The 21,135-nt window shown below is 36.2% G+C and carries 24 protein-coding genes and 2 tRNA genes; 13 read left to right on the top strand and 13 right to left on the bottom strand.

Translation table 11 applies throughout. The features are described from left to right. The first annotated feature begins 5 nt into the window (after positions 1 to 5). On the top strand, positions 6 to 563 hold the full coding sequence (locus PZ898_RS15290) for a hypothetical protein (RefSeq protein ID WP_277693681.1): 558 nt from the start codon (positions 6 to 8) through the stop codon (positions 561 to 563). A gap of 8 nt (positions 564 to 571) precedes the next feature. Next, positions 572 to 1,018, top strand: a complete 447-nt coding sequence (locus PZ898_RS15285) for a DinB family protein (RefSeq protein WP_174525194.1) — start codon at positions 572 to 574, stop codon at positions 1,016 to 1,018. Between the two features lie 224 nt (positions 1,019 to 1,242). On the opposite strand, the gene nth is transcribed toward PZ898_RS15285, so the two are convergent. Further along, a complete protein-coding gene (gene nth / locus PZ898_RS15280; protein WP_062672899.1) occupies positions 1,243 to 1,863 on the bottom strand; it encodes an endonuclease III in 621 nt (206 codons plus the stop codon). A gap of 33 nt (positions 1,864 to 1,896) precedes the next feature. Here nth and bcp point away from each other — a divergent pair, with 33 nt between their 5' ends. Continuing rightward, positions 1,897 to 2,346, top strand: a complete 450-nt coding sequence (gene bcp, locus PZ898_RS15275) for a thioredoxin-dependent thiol peroxidase (RefSeq protein WP_120232349.1) — start codon at positions 1,897 to 1,899, stop codon at positions 2,344 to 2,346. A 90-nt stretch (positions 2,347 to 2,436) separates the two neighbouring features. On the opposite strand, the gene PZ898_RS15270 is transcribed toward bcp, so the two are convergent. From PZ898_RS15270 to PZ898_RS15250, 5 genes are read right to left on the bottom strand one after another with little or no spacing between them, the layout of a single operon-like run. Further along, positions 2,437 to 2,970 (bottom strand): GNAT family N-acetyltransferase, encoded by a 534-nt coding sequence (locus PZ898_RS15270; RefSeq protein WP_277693680.1) that lies wholly within the window; start codon positions 2,968 to 2,970, stop codon positions 2,437 to 2,439. Next, positions 2,939 to 3,601: a hypothetical protein gene (locus tag PZ898_RS15265; RefSeq protein WP_277693679.1), complete on the bottom strand. Its 663-nt coding sequence runs from the start codon at positions 3,599 to 3,601 to the stop codon at positions 2,939 to 2,941. Before PZ898_RS15265 ends, PZ898_RS15270 begins: the two co-directional genes overlap by 32 nt. A gap of 32 nt (positions 3,602 to 3,633) precedes the next feature. Then, complete coding sequence (locus tag PZ898_RS15260; protein ID WP_228432360.1) at positions 3,634 to 4,716, bottom strand: mannose-1-phosphate guanylyltransferase; 1,083 nt, start codon at positions 4,714 to 4,716, stop codon at positions 3,634 to 3,636. A 2-nt stretch (positions 4,717 to 4,718) separates the two neighbouring features. Beyond that, complete coding sequence (locus tag PZ898_RS15255) at positions 4,719 to 5,309, bottom strand: SprT-like domain-containing protein (protein WP_062672894.1); 591 nt, start codon at positions 5,307 to 5,309, stop codon at positions 4,719 to 4,721. A gap of 1 nt (position 5,310) precedes the next feature. Further along, the gene (locus tag PZ898_RS15250) at positions 5,311 to 6,633 is read right to left on the bottom strand and encodes a TolC family protein (protein ID WP_062672892.1); all 1,323 of its coding nucleotides are present in this window, start codon (positions 6,631 to 6,633) and stop codon (positions 5,311 to 5,313) included. A 183-nt stretch (positions 6,634 to 6,816) separates the two neighbouring features. On the opposite strand from PZ898_RS15250, the gene PZ898_RS15245 reads away from it, so the two are divergent. From PZ898_RS15245 to PZ898_RS15230, 4 genes are all read left to right on the top strand, one after another. Beyond that, positions 6,817 to 8,061 carry a folylpolyglutamate synthase/dihydrofolate synthase family protein gene (locus PZ898_RS15245; protein ID WP_062672890.1) on the top strand — a complete coding sequence of 415 codons (1,245 nt, stop codon included), beginning with the start codon at positions 6,817 to 6,819 and terminating at the stop codon, positions 8,059 to 8,061. 42 nt (positions 8,062 to 8,103) lie between these two features. Continuing rightward, positions 8,104 to 8,178: transfer RNA gene (locus PZ898_RS15240), tRNA-Val, on the top strand. Between the two features lie 33 nt (positions 8,179 to 8,211). Next, a tRNA-Val gene (locus tag PZ898_RS15235) sits at positions 8,212 to 8,286 on the top strand. Between the two features lie 120 nt (positions 8,287 to 8,406). Beyond that, the gene (locus PZ898_RS15230) at positions 8,407 to 9,528 is read left to right on the top strand and encodes a hypothetical protein (protein WP_277693678.1); all 1,122 of its coding nucleotides are present in this window, start codon (positions 8,407 to 8,409) and stop codon (positions 9,526 to 9,528) included. On the opposite strand, the gene PZ898_RS15225 is transcribed toward PZ898_RS15230, so the two are convergent. From PZ898_RS15225 to PZ898_RS15210, 4 genes are read right to left on the bottom strand one after another with little or no spacing between them, the layout of a single operon-like run. Beyond that, positions 9,518 to 10,489, bottom strand: a complete 972-nt coding sequence (locus PZ898_RS15225) for a glycosyltransferase family 9 protein (RefSeq protein WP_277693677.1) — start codon at positions 10,487 to 10,489, stop codon at positions 9,518 to 9,520. The genes PZ898_RS15230 and PZ898_RS15225 overlap by 11 nt on opposite strands. Positions 10,490 to 10,491: 2 nt before the next feature. Further along, complete coding sequence (locus PZ898_RS15220; protein WP_062672886.1) at positions 10,492 to 10,911, bottom strand: SufE family protein; 420 nt, start codon at positions 10,909 to 10,911, stop codon at positions 10,492 to 10,494. A 44-nt stretch (positions 10,912 to 10,955) separates the two neighbouring features. Then, positions 10,956 to 12,053, bottom strand: coding sequence for a glycosyltransferase (locus tag PZ898_RS15215; protein WP_277693676.1), 1,098 nt, complete (start codon positions 12,051 to 12,053; stop codon positions 10,956 to 10,958). Then, on the bottom strand, positions 12,053 to 12,277 hold the full coding sequence (locus PZ898_RS15210) for a hypothetical protein (protein WP_062672881.1): 225 nt from the start codon (positions 12,275 to 12,277) through the stop codon (positions 12,053 to 12,055). The genes PZ898_RS15215 and PZ898_RS15210 overlap by 1 nt, the downstream gene beginning before the upstream one ends. A 150-nt stretch (positions 12,278 to 12,427) precedes the next feature. On the opposite strand from PZ898_RS15210, the gene PZ898_RS15205 reads away from it, so the two are divergent. Further along, positions 12,428 to 14,962 carry an ATP-dependent Clp protease ATP-binding subunit gene (locus PZ898_RS15205; RefSeq protein WP_062673756.1) on the top strand — a complete coding sequence of 845 codons (2,535 nt, stop codon included), beginning with the start codon at positions 12,428 to 12,430 and terminating at the stop codon, positions 14,960 to 14,962. A gap of 126 nt (positions 14,963 to 15,088) precedes the next feature. Here PZ898_RS15205 and PZ898_RS15200 read toward each other — a convergent pair whose 3' ends face one another. After that, positions 15,089 to 15,616, bottom strand: a complete 528-nt coding sequence (locus tag PZ898_RS15200) for a hypothetical protein (protein WP_277693675.1) — start codon at positions 15,614 to 15,616, stop codon at positions 15,089 to 15,091. 189 nt (positions 15,617 to 15,805) lie between these two features. Between PZ898_RS15200 and mnmA the strand changes: the two genes are divergently transcribed. Together mnmA and PZ898_RS15190 are read left to right on the top strand one after the other, a co-directional pair. Continuing rightward, positions 15,806 to 16,993: a tRNA 2-thiouridine(34) synthase MnmA gene (gene mnmA / locus PZ898_RS15195; RefSeq protein ID WP_277693674.1), complete on the top strand. Its 1,188-nt coding sequence runs from the start codon at positions 15,806 to 15,808 to the stop codon at positions 16,991 to 16,993. Between the two features lie 126 nt (positions 16,994 to 17,119). After that, positions 17,120 to 17,329, top strand: coding sequence for a hypothetical protein (locus tag PZ898_RS15190; protein WP_062672875.1), 210 nt, complete (start codon positions 17,120 to 17,122; stop codon positions 17,327 to 17,329). A gap of 63 nt (positions 17,330 to 17,392) precedes the next feature. On the opposite strand, the gene PZ898_RS15185 is transcribed toward PZ898_RS15190, so the two are convergent. Then, positions 17,393 to 17,743: a hypothetical protein gene (locus PZ898_RS15185; protein WP_123278709.1), complete on the bottom strand. Its 351-nt coding sequence runs from the start codon at positions 17,741 to 17,743 to the stop codon at positions 17,393 to 17,395. Positions 17,744 to 17,757: 14 nt separating this feature from the next. After that, complete coding sequence (locus PZ898_RS15180) at positions 17,758 to 18,495, bottom strand: hypothetical protein (protein ID WP_277693673.1); 738 nt, start codon at positions 18,493 to 18,495, stop codon at positions 17,758 to 17,760. A gap of 114 nt (positions 18,496 to 18,609) precedes the next feature. On the opposite strand from PZ898_RS15180, the gene PZ898_RS15175 reads away from it, so the two are divergent. The 3 genes from PZ898_RS15175 to PZ898_RS15165 all read left to right on the top strand — a co-directional run bounded on the left by PZ898_RS15175 (position 18,610) and on the right by PZ898_RS15165 (position 21,075). Next, positions 18,610 to 18,942 (top strand): hypothetical protein, encoded by a 333-nt coding sequence (locus tag PZ898_RS15175; protein WP_277693672.1) that lies wholly within the window; start codon positions 18,610 to 18,612, stop codon positions 18,940 to 18,942. A 190-nt stretch (positions 18,943 to 19,132) separates the two neighbouring features. Beyond that, positions 19,133 to 19,639 (top strand): hypothetical protein, encoded by a 507-nt coding sequence (locus tag PZ898_RS15170; RefSeq protein WP_277693671.1) that lies wholly within the window; start codon positions 19,133 to 19,135, stop codon positions 19,637 to 19,639. A 209-nt stretch (positions 19,640 to 19,848) separates the two neighbouring features. Then, positions 19,849 to 21,075, top strand: a complete 1,227-nt coding sequence (locus PZ898_RS15165) for a DUF6051 family protein (protein WP_277693670.1) — start codon at positions 19,849 to 19,851, stop codon at positions 21,073 to 21,075. Positions 21,076 to 21,135 lie beyond the last annotated feature (60 nt).

Below are 21,135 nucleotides of genomic sequence, written 5' to 3'. Positions count from 1 at the left end.
CTTTTATGAGACTATTTTTATTTTTTACCGGTATTTTATTGGTGTTATTGAGTTGTCAAAAGAAGCACAATTTTGAAAATTTTACGGTTGACAAGAGCTTACCTGGCAATGATACTATTCTCCTTCTTTCCAAATATCCGGAACTGAAGCTTTATAACAGTGAAATTGTTGAAAGTAAAACAAGGACAGCACATATTGTTCAGGCTGCAAGTTACTCAGATGGCTTTCGTAAAGGAACATTTTTATTCGATGATTATAAATGCAAAGCTCAGTATCAGAATGATACTCTTACCATCAAACTGAATAACAATAACGGATATTTTGGAAACGGAATTTTGATTAAGGTGTTTAAAAACCACTTTTACATCAAGGATATTGATCCAAAAACCTTAAAAGGCGAGGAAAAATTCATAAAATCTAAAGTTTTTAGTCAGAAACTGATTCTAAATAGTAAACAATTCACCAAAAATGATAGCATTTATGGCTTTATAGATTATAAATGCAGTATTGACAGTTTGGTTGATAAACACTTTAAAGGATATTTTAAAACCATAATACAATAAAAATTGATATGATCACAGAAAGCCTCAAATCTCTTTACAACAGAGATTTAAATAAATTAAAAACAGAGCTAGAAGCCTATCAAAACGAAGAAAATCTTTGGAAAGTTGATAAAAACATAGCCAATTCTGCGGGCAACCTGGTTCTTCATCTGGTTGGAAACCTCAACCATTTTATAGGAACGCACCTTGGAAACACAGGATATGTAAGACAGCGTGACCTGGAGTTTTCATTAAAAGATGTTCCAAGAGCTGAACTTATTGAAAAAATAGAGGCAACTACAACAATGATAGATTCTACTCTTTCTCAATTATCAGAAGACGACCTGAAAAAAGAATACCCACTGGTTGTTTTTGAAAATAAAATGACTACAGATTACTTCCTGATTCATCTGATTGCTCATCTGGATTATCATTTGGGACAGATTAATTACCACAGAAGGTTGTTGGAATATTAAATCATGTCCTTTATCTCACATGATGTTTTTAAACCATGTCAAGGTTCAGAACCTTGACATGGTTTATTTAGCGACCACAAAGTAATTGTTGCGTTTTCTATCAGTTCGCATAGATCTTTCACTCAGTCAGGGCAATATTGCTTTTGCTAAACGAAGTGTCTTCACGAGCTATCCCAGCGTGGTTTTTATAGAATCTTAGCGGACATGGCGCTAAAATAATTGAATTATTTTTCAAACATCATTTTCGTAATAAAATCCTTCTCTCCTTTTCCTCTTGCCGGAGAATATTCTCTTCCATAGAAAATAATCTGAAGGTGAAGTTTATTCCATACTTCTTCAGGGAATAATTTTTTGGCGTCACGTTCTGTTTCCACCACATTTTTTCCGGAAGTAAGTTTCCACTGCGTCATCAGACGGTGAATATGGGTATCCACAGGAAAAGCAGGAAATCCGAAACCCTGACTCATTACTACTGATGCCGTTTTGTGCCCTACGCCCGGAAGAGCTTCCAATTCTTCATAAGTCTGGGGAACAATACCATTATGTCTTTCTAACAGAAGTTCGGCCATTTTCTTCAGGTTTTTGGCTTTCGTATTAGATAATCCTATTTCTTTGATTAGTTCTTTGATTTCAAATTCTTCCAGCTTAGCCATTCTTTGCGGTGTTCCTGCTACCGCAAAAAGTTCGGGAGTAACCTGATTTACTTTTTTATCTGTAGTTTGTGCAGAAAGCGCTACGGCAACCATCAATGTATAGGGATCAGTGTGATCTAACGGAATAGGTGTAGTGGGATATAATTTTTCCAGTTCTATCTGAACGAGCTCAGCTCTTTGTTTTTTTGTCATGTATGCCTTAAATTTGAACAAAATTAAATCATTATGCTGAAAGTTGGAGATAAATTACCTGAATTTGAAGGATTCAATCAAGACGGAGAAACAGTAACCTCATCAAAATTAATTGGAAAAAAACTGGTCGTTTTCTTCTATCCGCAAGCGAATACACCAACCTGTACAGTGGAAGCCTGCAACCTGAGTGATAATTATACTAAGCTTAAAAAAGCAGGATTTCAATTATTGGGAATAAGCGGTGACTCTGTAAAAAAGCAAAAGAATTTCCACAGCAAGTTTGCTTTTCCTTATGATCTTATTGCAGATGAAAACCGTAATATCATTGAAAAATTCGGGGTATGGCAGGAGAAAAAAACGTTTGGAAAAACCTATATGGGAATTGTAAGAACCACTTTTATTTTCGATGAAAATGGTATTTGTACAAGAGTGATTGAAAAAGTAACTTCAAAGACTGCTGCTGAACAGATTCTGGAGGGATAACTTTCTTAAAACACAGATATCACAAATATTTTCACAAATAACCCAGATACATTATTGTGCTATTTGTGAAAATATTTTTTTATAGATTTATTATTCGGTTTCGTAATAGTTGAGTTCGTCGGTTTCGCCTGGAAGTATGACGTGTTTTTTAAACCTCAAACCTAATTTTTCAATCAGCTTTTGGGAAGAAATATTATCCTTTGAAATAATGGCTGATATTTTTGTTAATCCGAAATCATCCATTCCGATCGATTTAACCTTCTGAGCTGCCTCAAAAGCATAGCCCTTACCTTCGAACTCTTCCAACAGAGAATATCCGATATCCACAATATCAAGTCCTTCCCTTTCGAAGATTCCTACCGCACCTACTTTTTCATTTCCATCTTTGGTTATTAAAATATAATTTCCAAATCCCAGCCTTTCAATCTGTGGGGCAAATCTGTTTAAGATGTAATTTTCAGCATCTTCAATGGAATTTACATTGCGGTTGCCAATATGTTGAATGAATTTTGGCCTGTTATAAAGTTCAAAGACAAAATCTTTGTCTTCACGGGACATAGGGCGAAGGATCAATCGTTCAGTCTCATAGGTATTATTTGCGCTTGGGTGTTTTTTTGGGCTCATCTTTCTTTGGTTCTTCTTTTTTTTCGATTTTTAAAAGTCTCGGGTTATTAGCACATTTTTTATTGTAAAGCTCAATATAAGTTCCATTGTCTTTAACATTGTTTACAGCACCTGTAGATTTATTGAGTGTTACTGTATAATGAGTTTTCTGGTATGGACATTCCTTTGAGGTGAGCTTTCCAAGGTCCAGATAGTAATTCGACTTATCTTCATGATAATTACCCGCAAGGTCCTTAAACTCCTCATCTATCATATATCCGTCAGCGGCTAATACAACAGCTGCTTCCTGAGCATTATCAATTCTATCTACAAACTTCTTCAATCCTTCGACATCCGTAACGTAATTTACTTTACCTCCTTCCGAATAAGCGATATAATAAAAGCTGTCTTCACTAGGGAAAAGATTGAATCCTGAGAATTGAGGAGTATAATTTACCTTACCCGAAATCTTTATTTCCTGACCTTTCCCATAGCTGTTGTACACCAACACCCATGAATCCACCCTATTACCAGGGTTGATCTGCTGTAAAATAGCAGGAATGCTTGAAAACTTTTTCTTCTCCTGAGCAAATCCTAAGACTCCCAAAAGTGAAAATGTAAGAATTGTAAATCGGGTTGCAGTTTTAATCATAATTTAAAAATCAGCAGAAAATATACCAAATATTACATAAACTTCTCGCCCTTTTTAAAGTTTTTTAAGTCAAGAACATAATCTTTAATGAGCTGATCATTATCCCTTGGGCAGATAAGAAGCGCTTTATCTGTATCTACAACAATGTAGTTTTCAAGGCCGTCAATAATCACTGCCTTGTTATTATTCTTTAAGCGGATGATATTCCCTTTTGAATTATAAGAAAGTAAATGTTTCAGTTTTACAGCGTTTCCGTTTTTATCTTTTTCTGTATTTTCATAGACGGAAGTCCATGTACCTAGATCACTCCATCCTAAATCTGAAGGAATCACGTAAACATTCTTTGCCTTTTCTAAAATCCCGTTATCAATGGAGATTTTCTGAACCTTCGGATAAATGGTTTCAATACAGCTGTTTTCTTTTTCGGAGTTATACTCACAAGCCATAAAATGCTGCATCATCTCAGGAAGATAGAGATCAAAAGCATGGTGAATACTTTTCACATTCCATACAAAAATTCCTGCATTCCAAAGGAAATCACCACTTTCCAAAAAGCTTTGGGCAATTTCAAGAATAGGTTTTTCTGTGAATGTTTTTACTTTAAAATACTCTGATCCTTTTTTCTCTACAAACTGAATATAGCCATAACCGGTGTCGGGTCTTGTTGGAGTTATTCCTAATGTTACCAGATAATCATGCTGTGAAGCCACCTCAAATGCCAGCTCTACTTTTTCCAGAAATACGTCCTCTTTAAGGATCAGATGATCTGCCGGCAATACAATCATTGTTGCATCCGGATTGATCTCAGCAATTTTGTTAGCCATATACAGATTACAAGCTGCTGTATTCTTCATCAACGGCTCACCCACAATATTCTCTTCAGGAATTTCCGGAAGCTGCTGATGGGAAACAGGAACATATTCTTTATTCGTAATCACGAATATCTGCTCTTTAGGAATTACCTTGCTGATTCGGTCATAGGTCTGCTGAATCATTGTGCGTCCGGTTCCTAAAATATCCTGAAACTGTTTTGGAAATTTCTGCGTGCTCATAGGCCAGAACCGACTCCCGATTCCCCCGGCCATTATAACGCAGTATCTATCTGATTTTAACATTCTTAGCTACATTTTTCTACCCTCGCTAAAGGCTTGAAAGAATACTTCCTTCCAGTAGCCAGGTTCTTACAAAGATAGTTTTTTTTAACCAGACCTTCTAATAAATACTTTTCGTTGCGATAGATAAAAAATTCTCCCTTTTTAAGTTCCTCGATAAATAGAAGAGTATCATCCTGTTTTTCAGTATGGAAATACCTTACCAGATCAGGGCTTGCCATGAAATTGGCTTTTGGCGATTTTGAAAATTTTATAATGATAGGTTTGAGTTCTTCATCATAAATTTCAAGGCTTTCCAGAAGCATATTTCTGAAAGTTTCTTTCCATTCATTACCGTGGGGAGAGATTCTTCGCCCATATTTTTCGAAAGCAATCAGATGAGCAAGCTCATGAGTGAGTACAAAGAAAAAAAGCTGTGGGGTAAGGGTAGAATTTACCGTAATTTCATGAGAATTATCCGGAAGTTTTCTATAATCTCCCAGCTTTGAATTTCTGTTTCTTGTTACTTTTATATGTATATAGTAATCTGCAAACCAGACTCTTAAATATCTAAGTGTATTTTGAGGTAAGTATTTTTCTAATGATTGAATTGGCATTTTACAAACTTAATGGAATTCCTGCATAGAAATTCAATAGTTTAAGACTAAAAAGATAATTATATTTTGCTTGCGCTACTGATCCTTGTGCATTTGCATAATTATTTCTCGCCACATTAACGTCGTAGATAGTGGTTCTTCCGGCAGCATAACTTTTATCGGCAAAATCAAGAGCCAGTTTTGAGCTTTTTTCAGCTTCCACTGCAGCCAGATAGGTTTCATAATTGGCATCAGCATCAAACTGAGCTTTCTGTACGTTTTGTCTTACCGTCTGTTTCTGTTGTTCCAAGGAATTCTTGGCTAAACTTTCATTTATTTTAGACTGTTCTACCTGAAGTTTTGTTTTCCCTTTATTGAAAATAGGAATATTCAGTGATAGCCCCACGTTTTGTCCGAACTGATCTTTATATTGTTCAAAAAAAGTTCCCTGTACAGTACCTGGCATAGGATCAAATTGTCTGTTATAGAAAGTATTAAGACCAGCGCTCGCTGTTAATGTAGGCCAGTATGCTGTTTTGCTTACTTCCGTTTGTGCTTCGGCAGATCTTATACGGCTTTCCGCTGCTTTTATCTGAGGCTGTATCTCATACGCAGTGGTAAGCACTTCATCCGCGGTAGTAAGTTGTAAATCAAGCTTTTCAGGAATATTTACATCTTCCACATCAAAACCTTTATAATCTGAAAGCTGTAAAAGCTGAACGATGGCAAACAAAGCACGTCCAACGTTTACTTCTGCAGTTTTAAGGTTTTGTTTTTCTCTTGCCAATGCAGCTTCAGCCTCTGCCAGAACCGTCTGGGCTGTTGTTCCAACCTGAGTTGTGATTTTAGCTCTGTCAAACTGTTTCTGCGCATTATCCACGGCACTCTGAGAGATTTTAACAATCTCTTTATTCAACAAAGTAGTCAGATATTGCTGAGCGATCTGAAGGGAAATATCATTTTTAATGGTTTCAATGTCGTATTGGCTTGCTTCTACATCAAACTGGGCTTTTCTTACATTTTTCTCTAACCTTCCATTATTATAGAGCAAAATATCAGCACCCAGACCAATACTGTTATTGAATCTATCGTTTCTAAAGCTTCCTGCTCCTAATGAGCCTTGCCCGAAACTTACCCCATTCGTCATACTCCCCGATACAGATGGTAAATATTCTTTTTGGGCTGCTTTAAGATTATATTCCTGGTTTTGTTTGTTATACTGATTTTGGATAACCTGAAGATTATGCTCCACTGCATAGCTTACACATTCTTTTAAGGACCATTTCTTCTGAGCGCTTAAACCCAGATAACCTAATCCAAAAACGATGATCCAAACTTTTTTCATATTGTATATGTTTATTTGTTTTTAATGGTCATATGGAATCGTGTTATCTTCATAAGTACTATACCATGTAAATCACAGCGATTTCATATTAAGATTTTTCAATATTAGACGAATTAAATATAAAAAAGTTACAGATTGAAAAATTATATTTTATTTTAAAAAAACTTTTGGGAATTTTGCACCATGACAAATGAACAATATCAGGAAGCTATCGACTGGCTTTTCGTACAGATGCCCAACTATCAGATAGATGGACAGAAGGCTTATAAACCTGGGCTTGATAACATTACAAAGCTTTGTGCTTTCTTTGGAAATCCTCAGGATAAAATAAAATGTATTCACATTGGCGGTACCAATGGAAAAGGTTCTTCAAGCAATATGCTGGCATCGGTTCTTCAGGAAGCCGGTTATAAAACAGGATTATACAATTCTCCACACCTTATAGACTTCACAGAGCGCATAAAGGTGAATGGAAAAAACTGTAATAAAGAATTTGTCTTTGATTTTATTCAAAAACTGAAAACGATTCCGGAAGACATCCGTCCCTCTTTCTTCGAGTTTACGACCATCATGGCTTTTGAATATTTTTATCAGCAGCAGGTAGATTTTGCCATTATTGAAGTAGGATTGGGAGGAAGACTGGATTCAACAAATATTATCAAACCGTTGATTTCGGCTATTACTAATGTTCAGCTGGATCATCAGAATATTCTTGGAGATACCATCGAAGAAATTGCATCAGAGAAGGCCGGAATTATTAAACAATATATCCCGATTATTTCCGGTGACGAGAATGAAGCCGTTAGAAATATCATTCAGGATAAAGCAACGAAAGAAAATGCTCCGTTTATAGATGCTACTCTTATAAATACCAACCTTGAATCTGATCTCAAAGGGAATTACCAGAAGAAAAATATCAGAATTGTATTGGCCGCTGTAGAAGAATTAAGAAAGCTTAAAGTAAATATTTCTGATGAAGCATTGGAAAAAGGACTTCTCCATGTTCACCAAAATACAGGATTTATTGGCCGTTGGTTCGAGTTTTCACAACATCCACTTACGATTTGTGACACGGGTCACAATCAGGCAGGTCTGGAGTATGTTTTTTCACAATTAAATTCAATTAACAGACACAAGCATGTTATTTTGGGGTTTGTGAATGACAAAAAAATAGATGATGTAATGAATTTACTTCCTGAAAATTCTGAGTTCTATTTTGCAAAACCATCCATCAACAGGGGAAGACATCCCGAAGATTACGAAAATCTGCTCCAGGAGGCGAAAATTTTTTATAAAATTTTTGATTCCGTGCAGGAAGCGTATCTCTCTGCAAAAGAACGATGTACAAAAGAAGAAATGATTTTTATCGGCGGAAGCAACTTTGTAGTGGGAGATTTTTTAGAAAAAAATTTGGAGATTAAAGAATAAGTCGTATATTTGCACCACTCTAAACAAGAGAACAAGTCTAGAGGGTTCTTAGCTCAGTTGGTTCAGAGCATCTGGTTTACACCCAGAGGGTCGGGGGTTCGAATCCCTCAGGACCCACAGAAAAGGAAACGAAACCTTTCAAAAAAATTCGGGTTCTTAGCTCAGTTGGTTCAGAGCATCTGGTTTACACCCAGAGGGTCGGGGGTTCGAATCCCTCAGGACCCACAAAAAATCTCTCAGATTTCTGGGAGATTTTTTTATTTTATCCCTAAGCAATTTATAAAGCTTCTCCTCCACTTTTCCTTATATTTATCTACCTTTGCCTTCACTTGAATTTCGCTTGCTGTGAATAAACTTCATCTCATATCATTCAATTATCCCTACCCTCCTTCCTATGGTGGAATTATTGATGTGTATTATAAAGTTAAGGCATTATCTGATCTGGGAATAAAAATTCACCTACATTGTTTTGTAGATCAAATCCCTCATAAGATTGATCCGGAAGTCAAAGAGATGACAGAAAATGTGTTTTTTTATCAAAAGAAAAAGAATCCACTTCTCTATTTTTCCGGAACACCTTTCGCTGCTGCCATCAGAGATTCTGAAACCCTACTTAAAAATCTGGAGAAGCACAAAGCTCCTATCTTGTTCGAAGGCTTGCAAACAACCCATATTATACGGTTTTTGAAGGATAACAGACACCAACTCTACCTCCGTCATCACAATAACGAATCAGAGTATTATAAAGGCCTCTCTGTGTCTGAGAAGAACCCATTTAAAAAGATTATTTACAAAATTGAATCTGTGAAGTATTCCGGATATCAGAAAAAACTTTTAAAGAAATTTGAAGCTGTATTCTGCTTATCTGAAAAGGAATATAATGAAGTACAAACTTATTCGGAAAATGCACACCTGATTCATATCTTTCACGGTAATGAATCGGTAAAGGAATTGGATCAAAAAGGAAAGTATTTTCTATTTCATGGAGATCTCACCACTGCAGACAATAAAAGAGCATTGAATGAAACAATTGACTTATTTAAAACCCTTCCACAATATCAGCTTGTTGTAGCCTCAGATCGTGCCAGTGAGGATATTAAAAGAAAGATTTCCACAGTTGAAAACATCAGCCTCACTCCTATTCAAACCACGGAGAACCTTTACCGCCTTCTGGAAGATGCTCATGCCAATATTTTGATTTCTTACCAGAATTCCGGAACAAAGGTGAAACTTTTTAATACGCTTTACAACAGCCGTTTTGTCATTATCAACAGAAACATTACAGATGATCCTCTATTGAAGAGTGTATGTCTTTTTGGATCTGATATGAATGAAATTCGTCAACAAATTGTCACCTCAGCAGAAAAGGACTATCATGACACTGAAAAAAGAAAGAATATTTTAGAAGCAAGTCACTCCGATAAAGCTAAAGCAGACGAAATAGTAAAGCTAATTTTTAAAAATTAACCCTTTCCACCACTTTCTGGATATTAAATTCTTCAAGACAGGCCCAGTCACCTCTATAACATTCTTTATCTCCAAAAACAGAACATGGTCTGCAACTCAGGTCTTTCACCTGAACAACATCTTCTTCACTTTGCCCGAATCCTAAAAAGCCGGCATAAGGATGAGTAGCTCCCCAAATAGAAACACATCGCGTTCCTACAAGACTTGCAAGGTGCATATTGGCAGAATCCATAGATATCATCAGTTCCAGTCCGGCAATATAATTGAGTTCTTCCGTAAGATTTAATGTTCCGGCAAGGTTTTTTGTATTAGGAATCTCTTCTGCCCATTTTTCGAGAGTTTCCGTTTCTTTTTTACCTCCTCCAAAGAAATATACAGTATGTTTCTGAGCCAAAATTCTTACCAACTCATAGGATTTTTCCAAAGGGAGCATTTTTCCTTTATGCTGGGCAAAAGGAGCAAATCCAATTCCAGATTTTTGTTCTGAAACCGGTCTTAATTGATGAGAAAGTTCAACTTTGAATCCCATTTCACGAAAAACGTCAGCGTAACGTTCCACTGTTTTTTTCAGCTGTATCTTTTCCAGATTCCAGACATCCGTAAGATGTTCTTTTTCCTCTTTACCTTTATTAATCTTAAAGACCTTAAGTCCCTTTCTTCTATATATTCTGTCTAAAACTTTGGTTCGGATTACATCATGGAGGTTGGCAATACAATCAGGATTAAACTCACGAATCAGTTCATTACTTAGTTTTCTCAATCCAAAAAGACCTTTGTAGTCATCCAGATCAATCCCCTTAAAAGTTACATTGGAAATTCCAGCAAACAACGCCTCAAAATTTTTCCTGGAGACCATAATAATTTCCACACCGGGGTTCTGCTCCAGAAATTCTCTGAAAACAGGTACGGTCATCGCAACATCTCCGAATGCGGAAAAACGATATGCTAAAATTCTGGTCACGGTTATGATTTCAGTTGGTAAGCAACTGCATAAAACTTGATCTGCTTTGTCATCGCCATAAGCCCGTTAGCTCTGGAAGGTGAAAGAAATTCCTGTAGTCCTATTTCTCCGATAAAATCAAAATCAGAATCCAGGATTTCCTGAGTGGAATGTCCACTGTAAATACTTACTAAAAGAGAAACGATCCCTTTTGGTAGAATACCATCAGAATCTGCATTAAAGAAAAGTTTCCCGTCTTTAAATTCAGCATCAATCCAAACTTTGCTCTGGCAGCCTTTAATCAGATTTTCTTCTGTTTTCTTATCTTCAGCCAAGCCTTTCAGTTCTTTTCCAAGATCAATGATGTACTCATACTTTTGCTCCCAATCTTCAAGAAAAGCGAATTCATCTATTATTTCCTGCTGTTTTTCTTTAATGGTCATTTTAAATCAAATTTCTTTTGCAAAGATAACCAATTTTGTAAAAATTATTTACAGGATGCTTTTTCAAAAAGTTGGAGGATTTTTGTCTCTTCATTCTCCCAGCAAAATACATCTGCTGCCTTATTTAATTCGCTCTGATAATACTGTCTTCCTCTCTGAAGAACAAGATTGATTGCTTTTTCAATGGTTTCAGGCTGATGATCCGGAATAACTTCTCCTACATTAAATTGATTTTTTATCTTTTGCATTTCCGGAAAATTAATCATCACAAGCGGTACTCTCGATTGGATATAGTCACAAACCTTATTAGGAAGTGAATAATAGTAGCTTACTCCATTATTTTCTTCGAGACTGAACCCTGCATCAGCGGTTTTTGTTATTTCCCTGAGATTTTCCGGTTTCAGCTTACCCAGAAAAAAGACTTTATCCTGAAGTTTCTCCTGAATAACAAGTTCTTCGTATTCTTTTTTCTTCGGGCCGTCACCTGCAATTTTCAGAACAGCATCTTTAATATGATGCATGGCCACAATCATTTTTTCAATTCCCCTCGACTGATTAATCGCTCCCTGATACAGAATGATTTTTGGATGATTTTCAGGAATTTCCGGTGCTGAAAGAATTTTTCTCGGAATATTTCTAACCACTACCGGATTGACATTATACTGTTCATGAAACCATTCGGCATAGCTTTCACTTTCTGTCATCATCAGCTCCATATGAGGCACCAGCTTTCTTTCAAGTACTCTCCAGAACTTCTGAGAAAACCTGTTTTGAACCGATGGCATTTCCGTGAAAATTTCATGACTGTCAAAGACTAACGGAATATTCAGTTTTCTGGCAATGAGATAATTTGGCAGAAGTGCATCAATGTCATTGGCATGGAGAATCGTATATTTGTCCGCTTTTTTCTTCAGTTCTTTGTATAATTTCCAGTTGAATTCAAAATAAGCGGTCTTCAGGCTTTTAGACTTCAATCCTATTCTGGAAAAGGGATAAGGACGTTCCATTTTTTCATTTCCTTCCCAGTCGTTACCAATCAGATCTATGGAATACCCGTTATCAAAAAGGGTTTTGCACACCTTCTCTATCCGTTGGTCAGTATACAGATTACTAAAAGCAGAAGTAATAATTTTTTTCCTCATCAATCTTTCTTGTCTAGTATTAAATAATAGATTTGAATGAAACAAATAAGCCCGTTTGGTATGATAACCGGCCAAAGCATTCCATTAAAGATACCATAAATGACAAAACAAATACAGCCAATCATGTTAACCACTCTGATTTTTTTTACATCTTTCAGTATGAAACTCAATACGATAAAAAGAGAAGCAGAATAGCCAATGTAAGTGGTAAGTTCAGAATTCATGGGGAAAATTTAAGGTTACAAACTTAATCATTTTCAATAAGATAATAAATTTTTTTCTGCCATAAAGTCATTAATTGATTTTTGGTAAAATATTTGTAATTTAGATAATGAATAAAAGGTAATGTTGCCTTTGTTCTAATGAGATATATTATGGATTATAAGTTTTCACAAGGTTTGAGCCAGGTGTTCAAACAAAGCAAAAGCGAAGCTAAAAGGCTCAAAAGTGAATTTCTTAATACAGAACATCTACTTTTAGGTATTATAAAAACGGAAAACTCTGCAAAAGAAATCCTTCAAAACCTTAATGCGGATTTAACACAAATCAGAAGAAAAATTGAAACTTTAAATACAGCAAGTCTTAATCCTATTTCTGAAGAGGTTACCAATATTTCTTTCACTAAGATGGCAGACCATGCTATTAAACGTGCAGAGTTAGAATGCCGACAGTATAAAAGCAATGAAATTAATACCGTTCACCTGCTTTTAGGTATTCTTTATAAATATGAAGATCCTACTTCAAATATTCTGGGAGCTTATGACATCGACTACGAAGGAGTTTCAAGAGAATACCAGACTATGCTTAAAAATTCAGGACAGTCTCCTCAGATGAGTGCTTACGATGATGATGATGAGAGAGAAGAATTTGAGCAAATGAGAAAGCCTACAGGAAATCTAGGTTCTGCAAAAAGTAAAACACCTACATTGGATAACTTTGGTAGAGACCTTACTTCTTTGGCAAGGGATGGAAAACTGGACCCGGTGATTGGCCGTGAAAAAGAAATTGAGAGAGTTTCTCAGATTTTATCACGTAGAAAGAAAAACAACCCTCTTCTTATCGGGGAGCCTGGAGTTGGTAAATCTGCCATTGCTGAAGGGTTAGCACTAAGAATTCAACAGAAAAAAGTGTCGAGAGTTCTTTACGGAAAACGTGTGATCACTTTAGATCTGGCAAGTTTAGTTGCCGGAACTAAATACCGTGGTCAGTTTGAGGAAAGAATGAAGGCCATCATGACAGAGCTGGAGAAAAACAGAGATGTCATCCTATTTATTGATGAGCTTCATACGATTGTAGGAGCTGGAAGTTCTACAGGAAGTTTAGATGCTTCCAATATGTTCAAACCGGCTTTGGCAAGAGGTGAAATTCAATGCATCGGGGCAACTACCCTGGATGAATACCGTCAGTATATTGAAAAAGACGGAGCTTTAGAAAGAAGATTCCAGAAAGTAATGGTGGAACCTACTTCTATTGATGAAACCGTACAGATCTTGAATCAGATCAAAGATAAATATGAGGAACATCATAATGTAATCTATACTCCGGAAGCGATTCTGGCTTGTGTCAATCTGACATCGAGATATATTACAGACCGTTTCTTACCGGACAAAGCGATTGATGCGATGGACGAAGCCGGATCACGTGTTTATATCAAAAACATGAAAGTTCCTACAGAAATCATTGATTTTGAAAAGAAAATCGAAGATATCAAAGAACTGAAACAGAAGGCTGTAAAAGCTCAGGATTACCTTGAAGCAAGAAAGCTGAAAGATGAGGAGGAACGTCTTCAGATGGAACTTAACTCGGCTCAGGAAAAATGGGATAAAGATGTAAAAGAGAAAAAAGAAACCGTAACAGAAGAAAATGTAGCGGAAGTGGTTTCTATGATGAGCGGAGTTCCTGTGACGAAAGTTGGTAAGAACGAGCTTGACAAACTTGCCCAAATGGATGAGAAACTGAACGGAAAAGTAATCGGTCAGGAAGATGCTGTGAAGAAAGTTGTTAAAGCTATTCAAAGAAACAGAGCAGGTCTTAAAGATCCTAACCGCCCTATCGGTACCTTTATTTTCCTTGGAACAACCGGGGTTGGTAAAACCGAATTGGCAAAAGTAATGGCAAGAGAGCTATTCGAATCCGATGAATCTCTGATCAGAATTGACATGAGTGAATACATGGAGAAATTCGCTGTTTCAAGACTAGTAGGTGCGCCTCCGGGATATGTAGGATACGAAGAAGGTGGTCAGTTAACGGAAGCTGTAAGAAGAAAACCTTATGCAGTAGTTCTTTTGGATGAGATTGAAAAAGCTCACCCGGATGTATTCAATATTCTGTTGCAGATTTTGGATGAAGGACACGTTACAGACAGTTTAGGAAGAAAAATTGATTTTAGAAATACCATCATTATTCTGACTTCAAACATTGGAACAAGAGATCTTAAAGACTTTGGAGACGGTGTAGGATTTGGAACTTCTGCGAAGAAAACCACTTCGGATTCGAGAGCAAGAAGTACGATTGAAAATGCCCTTAAAAAAGCATTTGCACCGGAATTCTTAAACAGAATTGATGATATTGTGATCTTCAACTCCCTTGTACAGGATGATATCAAGAAAATCATTGATATTGAACTGAACAAACTTTATGGCAGACTTGAAAAATTAGGATATAAAGTAGATCTTACTGAAGAAGCAAAAGACTTTATTTCTGAAAAAGGATGGGATAAAGATTTCGGAGCAAGACCATTGAAACGTGCCATCCAGAAGTATATTGAAGACTTATTGGCAGAAATGCTGGTAAACAAGCAATTGAATGAGGGAGAAACCGTAGTTCTTGACCTTAACGAGGCAAAAGACGGACTGATCGGGAAAACACAGAAGGCTAAGAAATCAGCTGAAAAGTCATCTCAATCTTAATTAAATAAATAATTTTCAAATAGAAAAACCCCGGGAACTTTCCCAGGGTTTTTTGTTTTTATAGATTTTGACTATTTTGGTTTCTGATTAAACAGGCTAAGCCCTTTCTTATTGATAAATCAAATATTAAAGTCCTACTACAAAACCAATGTTCGGGATCAGACCGCTGGAAAACACACTGGAATTCTGTTTCCAAAGCACGTTATACATTAAACCCAGCTGCATGAAGGAATTGTTTCCGATCCACTGCATATATCCTCCTCCAAGGTATAATGCATTCTCTTCCGTATTGTATTTATAATCGTAATATTTATCCTTGTAATCAACAAAATAATGCTGATAGTTGGCTCCCACGTAAAATGATCTGGCAAAATAATAGTTGACAAAAGGACCTACACCAAACATGGTAGATTTATAATAATCAGAAGTCTGCCACGAAACACTTCCTACCACACCGCCTTCAAAATCATTAGTAAATCTGTAACCTACTCTTGGCGATGCAGATAGATTAAAAGCGCTGTTACTTCCAAATCCTAATCCAATGCCTCCTCCAAAAGTCCACTTGCTGTTTTCCTGTACGGGTGCTCCTACTGAAATTTGGGAAAAAACTGATCCTGAAGATATCAGCATCATAGAAATAATAAACTTTTTCATATGTTATATTTTTGGTCTTACAATTATATTCTCATCTGTTTCCATTTGCAGAGGTTGATAAAAAGATGACATATAGCTCTATCGTTTTTATCAATGTTTAAAATTATGGTTTTTTTACGAATTTTTTAATTGTATTTTTGCCACATCAAACTAAGAACTCCCGTTAAGAGTTTCGTAAAATTGAATACAATGAAAGTAGTAGTAGGCCTCTCCGGAGGTGTAGATTCTAGTGTTACAGCTTATTTGCTGCAGCAACAAGGCCATGAAGTAGTGGCTTTATTTATGAGAAACTGGAACGATGCTTCCGTAACATTAGAAGATGAGTGTCCCTGGATTGAGGACAGTAATGATGCCCTTATGGTGGCACAAAAGCTTGGAATTCCTTTCCAGGTGATAGACATGAGTGAACTTTACAAGGAACGTATCGTTGACTATATGTTTGCCGAATATGAAAAAGGCAGAACTCCCAACCCTGATGTATTATGTAACAGAGAAGTAAAATTTGATGTTTTTATGAAGACCGCAATGTCTTTGGGTGCCGATAAGGTAGCAACAGGACATTATGCAAGGGTAAATTCTACTTTTGATGAAAACGGTAAAGAAATTTTCCACCTTCTTGCAGGAAAAGACAATAATAAGGATCAGTCTTACTTCCTTTGCCAGCTAAGTCAGGAACAGCTTTCAAAAGCGTTATTCCCAATTGGAGAACTTACAAAGCCTCAGGTAAGAGAAATTGCAAAAGAAATCGGACTGGTAACGGCAGATAAAAAAGATTCTCAGGGATTATGTTTTATCGGAAAAGTAAGTCTTCCCCAGTTTTTACAACAGCAATTAAAACCTAATGAAGGGGAAATTGTAGAAATTTTCAAAGATTCTCCTTTATTTTCAGAAGAAAAACCTGAATTTTCCTCCAAAGAAGAGGAACTTGAATTTTTATCACGAAAAATCAATTATAAAAAATCTGACGGAAAAGTAATCGGGAAACATCAGGGTGCCCAGTTTTTCACGATCGGACAAAGTAAAGGCCTTGGTATAGGCGGACACAAAGAAAGCTGTTTTATCATCTCCAGAGATATGGAAAACAACATTCTTTTCGTAGGAGAAGGAAGCCATTTCCCGGGACTTCATAAAAAAGCTCTGAAAATTGATAATTCTGAACTGCACTGGGTACGTGAAGATTTGAGACTTCAAAACGGAGGATCTATGGAAGTAATGGCCAGATTCAGATACAGACAGCCTTTGCAGAAAGCAACCCTGTATCAGTTTGAAAATGCTTTTTATATTGAATTTGATGAACTTCAGTCTGCTATTGCTGAAGGACAGTTTGCTTCATGGTATATTGATGAGGAGCTGATCGGCAGTGGTGTGATTTCGTAAGAGTTTCGGGTACGGGATTCGGGTGATTGAGATTGTTTTTTTTAAGAAAATATTTTTTTGAAATTTTTCTGTAACGTTTTTTAAGTTATCATACTTACGGAGTAAATAACAATAAAAAATACTACTATGAAAACATCTACAAAAAACCAGTATGCTTATGTAAACAATATTCTGATTGCAGTTGTATCCTCTATTTTCGGTTATAATCTTTATCAGGCCATTGTACATCCGGAAAACTCCAATATCGCGATCAGTCTTATTTTGGTAGTCCTGACTTCCGTTATGGTTCGAAAATATGGCTATCAGCCCGCAAAAGAAGAAAAGAAAGATATTTAATATCAACAACACATAATAAAGCCCGGAACATTTTTGTTTCGGGTTTGTTTTTAATAATAAATTTTATTTTATCTTTTCATTTACATAACCTGAGATAAAAACCAATGTAACAATACCTTCTGCTATTAATATCACAACAAGAAATCCAACAGGTTTTCCCAATATGACACCTCTGATAAGCTTGATAATTCCCAACAAGAAAATAAATCCTGCGAAATAAAATGTCGTTCCCGAAATGGTTTCTTTCAAAGAATTTAGCATAAAAAACGAAGCGTAAAATCCTAGAACCAGAATGACATAGAACTTCAAAAAGTCAGGTCCTTTAAGAATAACCGGATTAAATGTCAAATGGACTGTCATAAGCCATATAAAGCCTATCACAACCGGAACTGAATGAATGATGAGTTTTTTCATAATGATGAGTTTTATTATCCACCACAGCCTCCACATCCACCGCAACCACCGCAGCCACCTCCACAACCACCTCCTCCACTGCAGCTTGAGCCACCACAACTTCCTCCATCATTATTTTGCTTATCTTTTCTGTTAGGGTCAGAAACCACCTGATCTCCTATGATTGAAACGATAGTTCCCAGAATGAAAATAATCCCGAATACAACTCCAGTAACCATTAACCCTGAAAAGTTATCTCCTTCTGTACACGAAAATAAAAGCAGTAACACAAATATGGGAGCAAAGAAGGCCATTTTTCTAAGCCAAGACTGTACTTTTGACTTTTTCTTACTCTCTCTCCAGATTTCTTCTGGTGCTTCCTGCCGGAATATCTGCCGATAACTTGTTAAAGTATCTTCAAACCAGTTCTGATGTCTTTCTTTTTCCGCAGAGCCTCCTTCGGAAGGATGATGATGAAGCGGTCTTTTTAAGATATGGGGACAGAATTCCTCCCAATAATTCTGCGTATAAATCAGATGCATATGCCAAACCTTGTCAACGATGTTACTGGGAGAAGCTCCGTGGGGAAGAATACAGCAGAGATACACGAACTTTTTATATTCTTCAATTGCTTTTCTTGCGAAATCAAGACTCCAGCGTTCTTCTTTAGCCAGTTTTTTTGAAAAAGGGAAATCAACTCCTGGAGCATCCAGCGAGAATGCCTGTATCCTGTTCCAAAGAGACTCATCTTGTAATAGCATTTTTGTTTCCATTGTTTTGATTTTTGTTTTTCTACTCAAATATCAATGGATTATACAATATAAAAGTCTTTCAAAAATCTTTTTTAGTTTGATAAAAATCATAAATTAGTCTTATAAATAAACACCATGAAAAAGGAAGATATCCTGCATCTTGAGAAACTGATGAATTTCTTAAGCCGGCAATTTTTAAAGAAAAACCATTGGGAAGATGTGACCAAAACCGAATGGTCTTATATAAGCGCTGAACTAAATGAACTGATTATCAATGATCATTCAGAAAAAGAGATCAAAAAAGAACCTGATATTCTGGGAACAAATTATCTGTATGAGCATCTGATCATCAATAAACTGAAAAAATTCAAACAGAACGAGAATGCGGTTTTAAGCAGACCCAACCTTGCTAAACTGAGTTTAATTGTCAAAGTTTTGGGATATTCCAAATTGTTCATCAGCTTTTAATCCAAGAAACTCAAAAATATAAGGATCTTTTAAAACACTGTGAATAGTTTCCGGAGAAGATTTTTTATGTTCCAAAACCCTTTCGTAAGCAAGCGAATTGATTTGTCTTTTAAGATCTCTAGATTTCATAAATTCAAATACGGAAGCATTCAATTTTAATGATCTAAGGATTGATATTAATAATACCAATATGAATACCGCTCTTTTAGACCGTTTAGTAGGGTGCTGGTATTCTTATAACAGAAATCTGCCCGATAATCCTTTGATGGCAAAAGAAGACCGCATATGGCGTTCTGCCATGGAAATTTATAAGTCGGAAACCACAGGAGAATATTTTATTGAAAGAAGCGGTGGTGATCATCACAAATACTTTGGAAAAGTAACCGCCTATTCTGATTATGTTTTCATCATCATGAACAGCAATACTTTTATTCGTCAGAGACATTTCATTTCAAGGATAAAGGATATTAAAGAAAAACTTAAGAACCCGGACTATAAACTCCACGAAATCCACTTTATAAGCACCTGCATTAGTTTCAATCAGGAGCCGATTGCTTTATTTGAAATCTTCAGAAAAACGGACAGAAAAAACTTCATTTCTGATTCCATCAGTTTTCCCATTGACAGTGACGAAATACCTGAATCAATTGTCAAACAACTTGAAGACACCGAATCTAACAGAATAGATTACAGATAGTTAAAAAAAATAAAGATTATCGGACAAAAAATAATTCAACAATAAACATCATCATCAATCTCTATATCATGGCCCCGGAATAAGACTATTTCGGGGTTTATTGTATTTCTCTTATGCCTGGAATATATTTAAACCTTAAAAATCAATTCATTACCGCAATAATTCTCTAACTTGATGGTTCTAAATATAAACCCTTCAATCGTCTTGCTATGGAATATTATGAATTGTATGAAGTTTTGAAAAATCATTTTGATTCCGGAAAAGACAGGGCAGAACTTCAGGAACTGAATGTAAGCATTGAATCAATTCCTTTTGAATCCAAGGTATGTGATCTGCTTTATGGCTCAGAGAAACAACAGTGCAACAAACATCAGCAAACCCTCGCAATCAACAAAAATGGTTATCTCTTGTACAACCAACCTGCTGTAGACATCAAAGATTTTGATATTGAATGCAATAAAAGATTTGAATATCATATCCTGAAGCGGGCAGATATAGAAACAGCCGAAGGAGTTTTGTTTTTTTTCCATGGACTGAATGAAAAGAAATGGGATAAATACCTGCCATGGGCGTATGAATTGGCCCAAAAAACACAAAAGGCCATCATACTGTTCCCTATTGCGTTTCATATGGATCGAGCAGAACCTATCTGGAGTGACCGCCGTCACATGATGGAAGTGGTTAATTTCAGGAAAAAAAAGTATCCGGAAAACATGAATTATTCCTATGTAAATGCTGCGATAAGTTCCAGACTGGAAGCGCATCCGCAAAGAATATTCTGGTCCGGGCTACAGACCTATTCTGATATTACAGAAGTGGTAAAAGATATTAAAAAGGGTAAAATAAAGGGTATTTCTCCAGAAGCAGATCTGGATTTATTTGGGTATTCTATAGGATCATTTCTTGCTTTAATTATCAAAATGGCAGATCCTCAACATTATTTTACCCGATCAAAAGTGTTTTGCTTTTGTGGTGGAATGACGATTGACAGGATGTTTCCGATATCCAAATACATCATGGATACTCAGGCAACAGTTAAAATGCAGTCTGTTTTTACGGAATTGCTGAGCTCTGATTTTAAGTCAGATTCACGTCTGAAACATTATCAGAATGAAGCATTGCATCCACAGGAAAGCTGGTTCAAAAAAATGCTCCGCTACAATTATTTCCAGAAGGAAAGAGAAGAAAGAATTCAGGAAATCCAATCTCAGATCAAGGCTTATGTATTAGAGAAAGACAGTGTTGCTCCTCCGATAGAAGCACTCAATACGCTGCAGGGTGGCTACAGGAACATCAATGTAGATATTGAAATCAAAGATTTCCCGTTTGAATATTCCCATATGGTTCCATTTCCGCTTACCCACAAGCATTCAAAAGAAGTTACCGACGCATTCCACCAGTTTGTACAATCTGCCAGTGATTTCTATAATGCCTGATGATTAATTTTTCAGGGATAAAATATAGAGAGAAATAGTTTAAAAATAAATAGAATAAGA

Origin of the sequence: Chryseobacterium sp. WX, assembly GCF_029542485.1 — a bacterium.
GTDB lineage: Bacteria > Bacteroidota > Bacteroidia > Flavobacteriales > Weeksellaceae > Chryseobacterium > Chryseobacterium cucumeris.
The sequence above is the reverse complement of the archived record's forward strand: the minus strand, read 5'-3'. Positions and strand labels throughout refer to the sequence as shown.

Coding starts and splice junctions, on each gene's coding strand:
- PZ898_RS15215 (WP_277693676.1), bottom strand. CDS start 12,053: ATGAGGAAAAAAATTATTACTTCTGCTTTTAGTAATCTGTATACTGAC.
- PZ898_RS15190 (WP_062672875.1), top strand. CDS start 17,120: ATGAAAACATCTACAAAAAACCAGTATGCTTATGTAAACAATATTCTG.
- bcp (WP_120232349.1), top strand. CDS start 1,897: ATGCTGAAAGTTGGAGATAAATTACCTGAATTTGAAGGATTCAATCAA.
- PZ898_RS15245 (WP_062672890.1), top strand. CDS start 6,817: ATGACAAATGAACAATATCAGGAAGCTATCGACTGGCTTTTCGTACAG.
- PZ898_RS15290 (WP_277693681.1), top strand. CDS start 6: ATGAGACTATTTTTATTTTTTACCGGTATTTTATTGGTGTTATTGAGT.
- PZ898_RS15210 (WP_062672881.1), bottom strand. CDS start 12,277: ATGAATTCTGAACTTACCACTTACATTGGCTATTCTGCTTCTCTTTTT.
- PZ898_RS15205 (WP_062673756.1), top strand. CDS start 12,428: ATGGATTATAAGTTTTCACAAGGTTTGAGCCAGGTGTTCAAACAAAGC.
- PZ898_RS15170 (WP_277693671.1), top strand. CDS start 19,133: ATGAATACCGCTCTTTTAGACCGTTTAGTAGGGTGCTGGTATTCTTAT.
- PZ898_RS15265 (WP_277693679.1), bottom strand. CDS start 3,601: ATGATTAAAACTGCAACCCGATTTACAATTCTTACATTTTCACTTTTG.
- PZ898_RS15180 (WP_277693673.1), bottom strand. CDS start 18,495: ATGGAAACAAAAATGCTATTACAAGATGAGTCTCTTTGGAACAGGATA.
- PZ898_RS15175 (WP_277693672.1), top strand. CDS start 18,610: ATGAAAAAGGAAGATATCCTGCATCTTGAGAAACTGATGAATTTCTTA.
- PZ898_RS15255 (WP_062672894.1), bottom strand. CDS start 5,309: ATGCCAATTCAATCATTAGAAAAATACTTACCTCAAAATACACTTAGA.
- mnmA (WP_277693674.1), top strand. CDS start 15,806: ATGAAAGTAGTAGTAGGCCTCTCCGGAGGTGTAGATTCTAGTGTTACA.
- PZ898_RS15185 (WP_123278709.1), bottom strand. CDS start 17,743: ATGAAAAAACTCATCATTCATTCAGTTCCGGTTGTGATAGGCTTTATA.
- PZ898_RS15165 (WP_277693670.1), top strand. CDS start 19,849: ATGGAATATTATGAATTGTATGAAGTTTTGAAAAATCATTTTGATTCC.
- PZ898_RS15250 (WP_062672892.1), bottom strand. CDS start 6,633: ATGAAAAAAGTTTGGATCATCGTTTTTGGATTAGGTTATCTGGGTTTA.
- nth (WP_062672899.1), bottom strand. CDS start 1,863: ATGACAAAAAAACAAAGAGCTGAGCTCGTTCAGATAGAACTGGAAAAA.
- PZ898_RS15285 (WP_174525194.1), top strand. CDS start 572: ATGATCACAGAAAGCCTCAAATCTCTTTACAACAGAGATTTAAATAAA.
- PZ898_RS15260 (WP_228432360.1), bottom strand. CDS start 4,716: ATGTTAAAATCAGATAGATACTGCGTTATAATGGCCGGGGGAATCGGG.
- PZ898_RS15220 (WP_062672886.1), bottom strand. CDS start 10,911: ATGACCATTAAAGAAAAACAGCAGGAAATAATAGATGAATTCGCTTTT.
- PZ898_RS15270 (WP_277693680.1), bottom strand. CDS start 2,970: ATGAGCCCAAAAAAACACCCAAGCGCAAATAATACCTATGAGACTGAA.
- PZ898_RS15200 (WP_277693675.1), bottom strand. CDS start 15,616: ATGAAAAAGTTTATTATTTCTATGATGCTGATATCTTCAGGATCAGTT.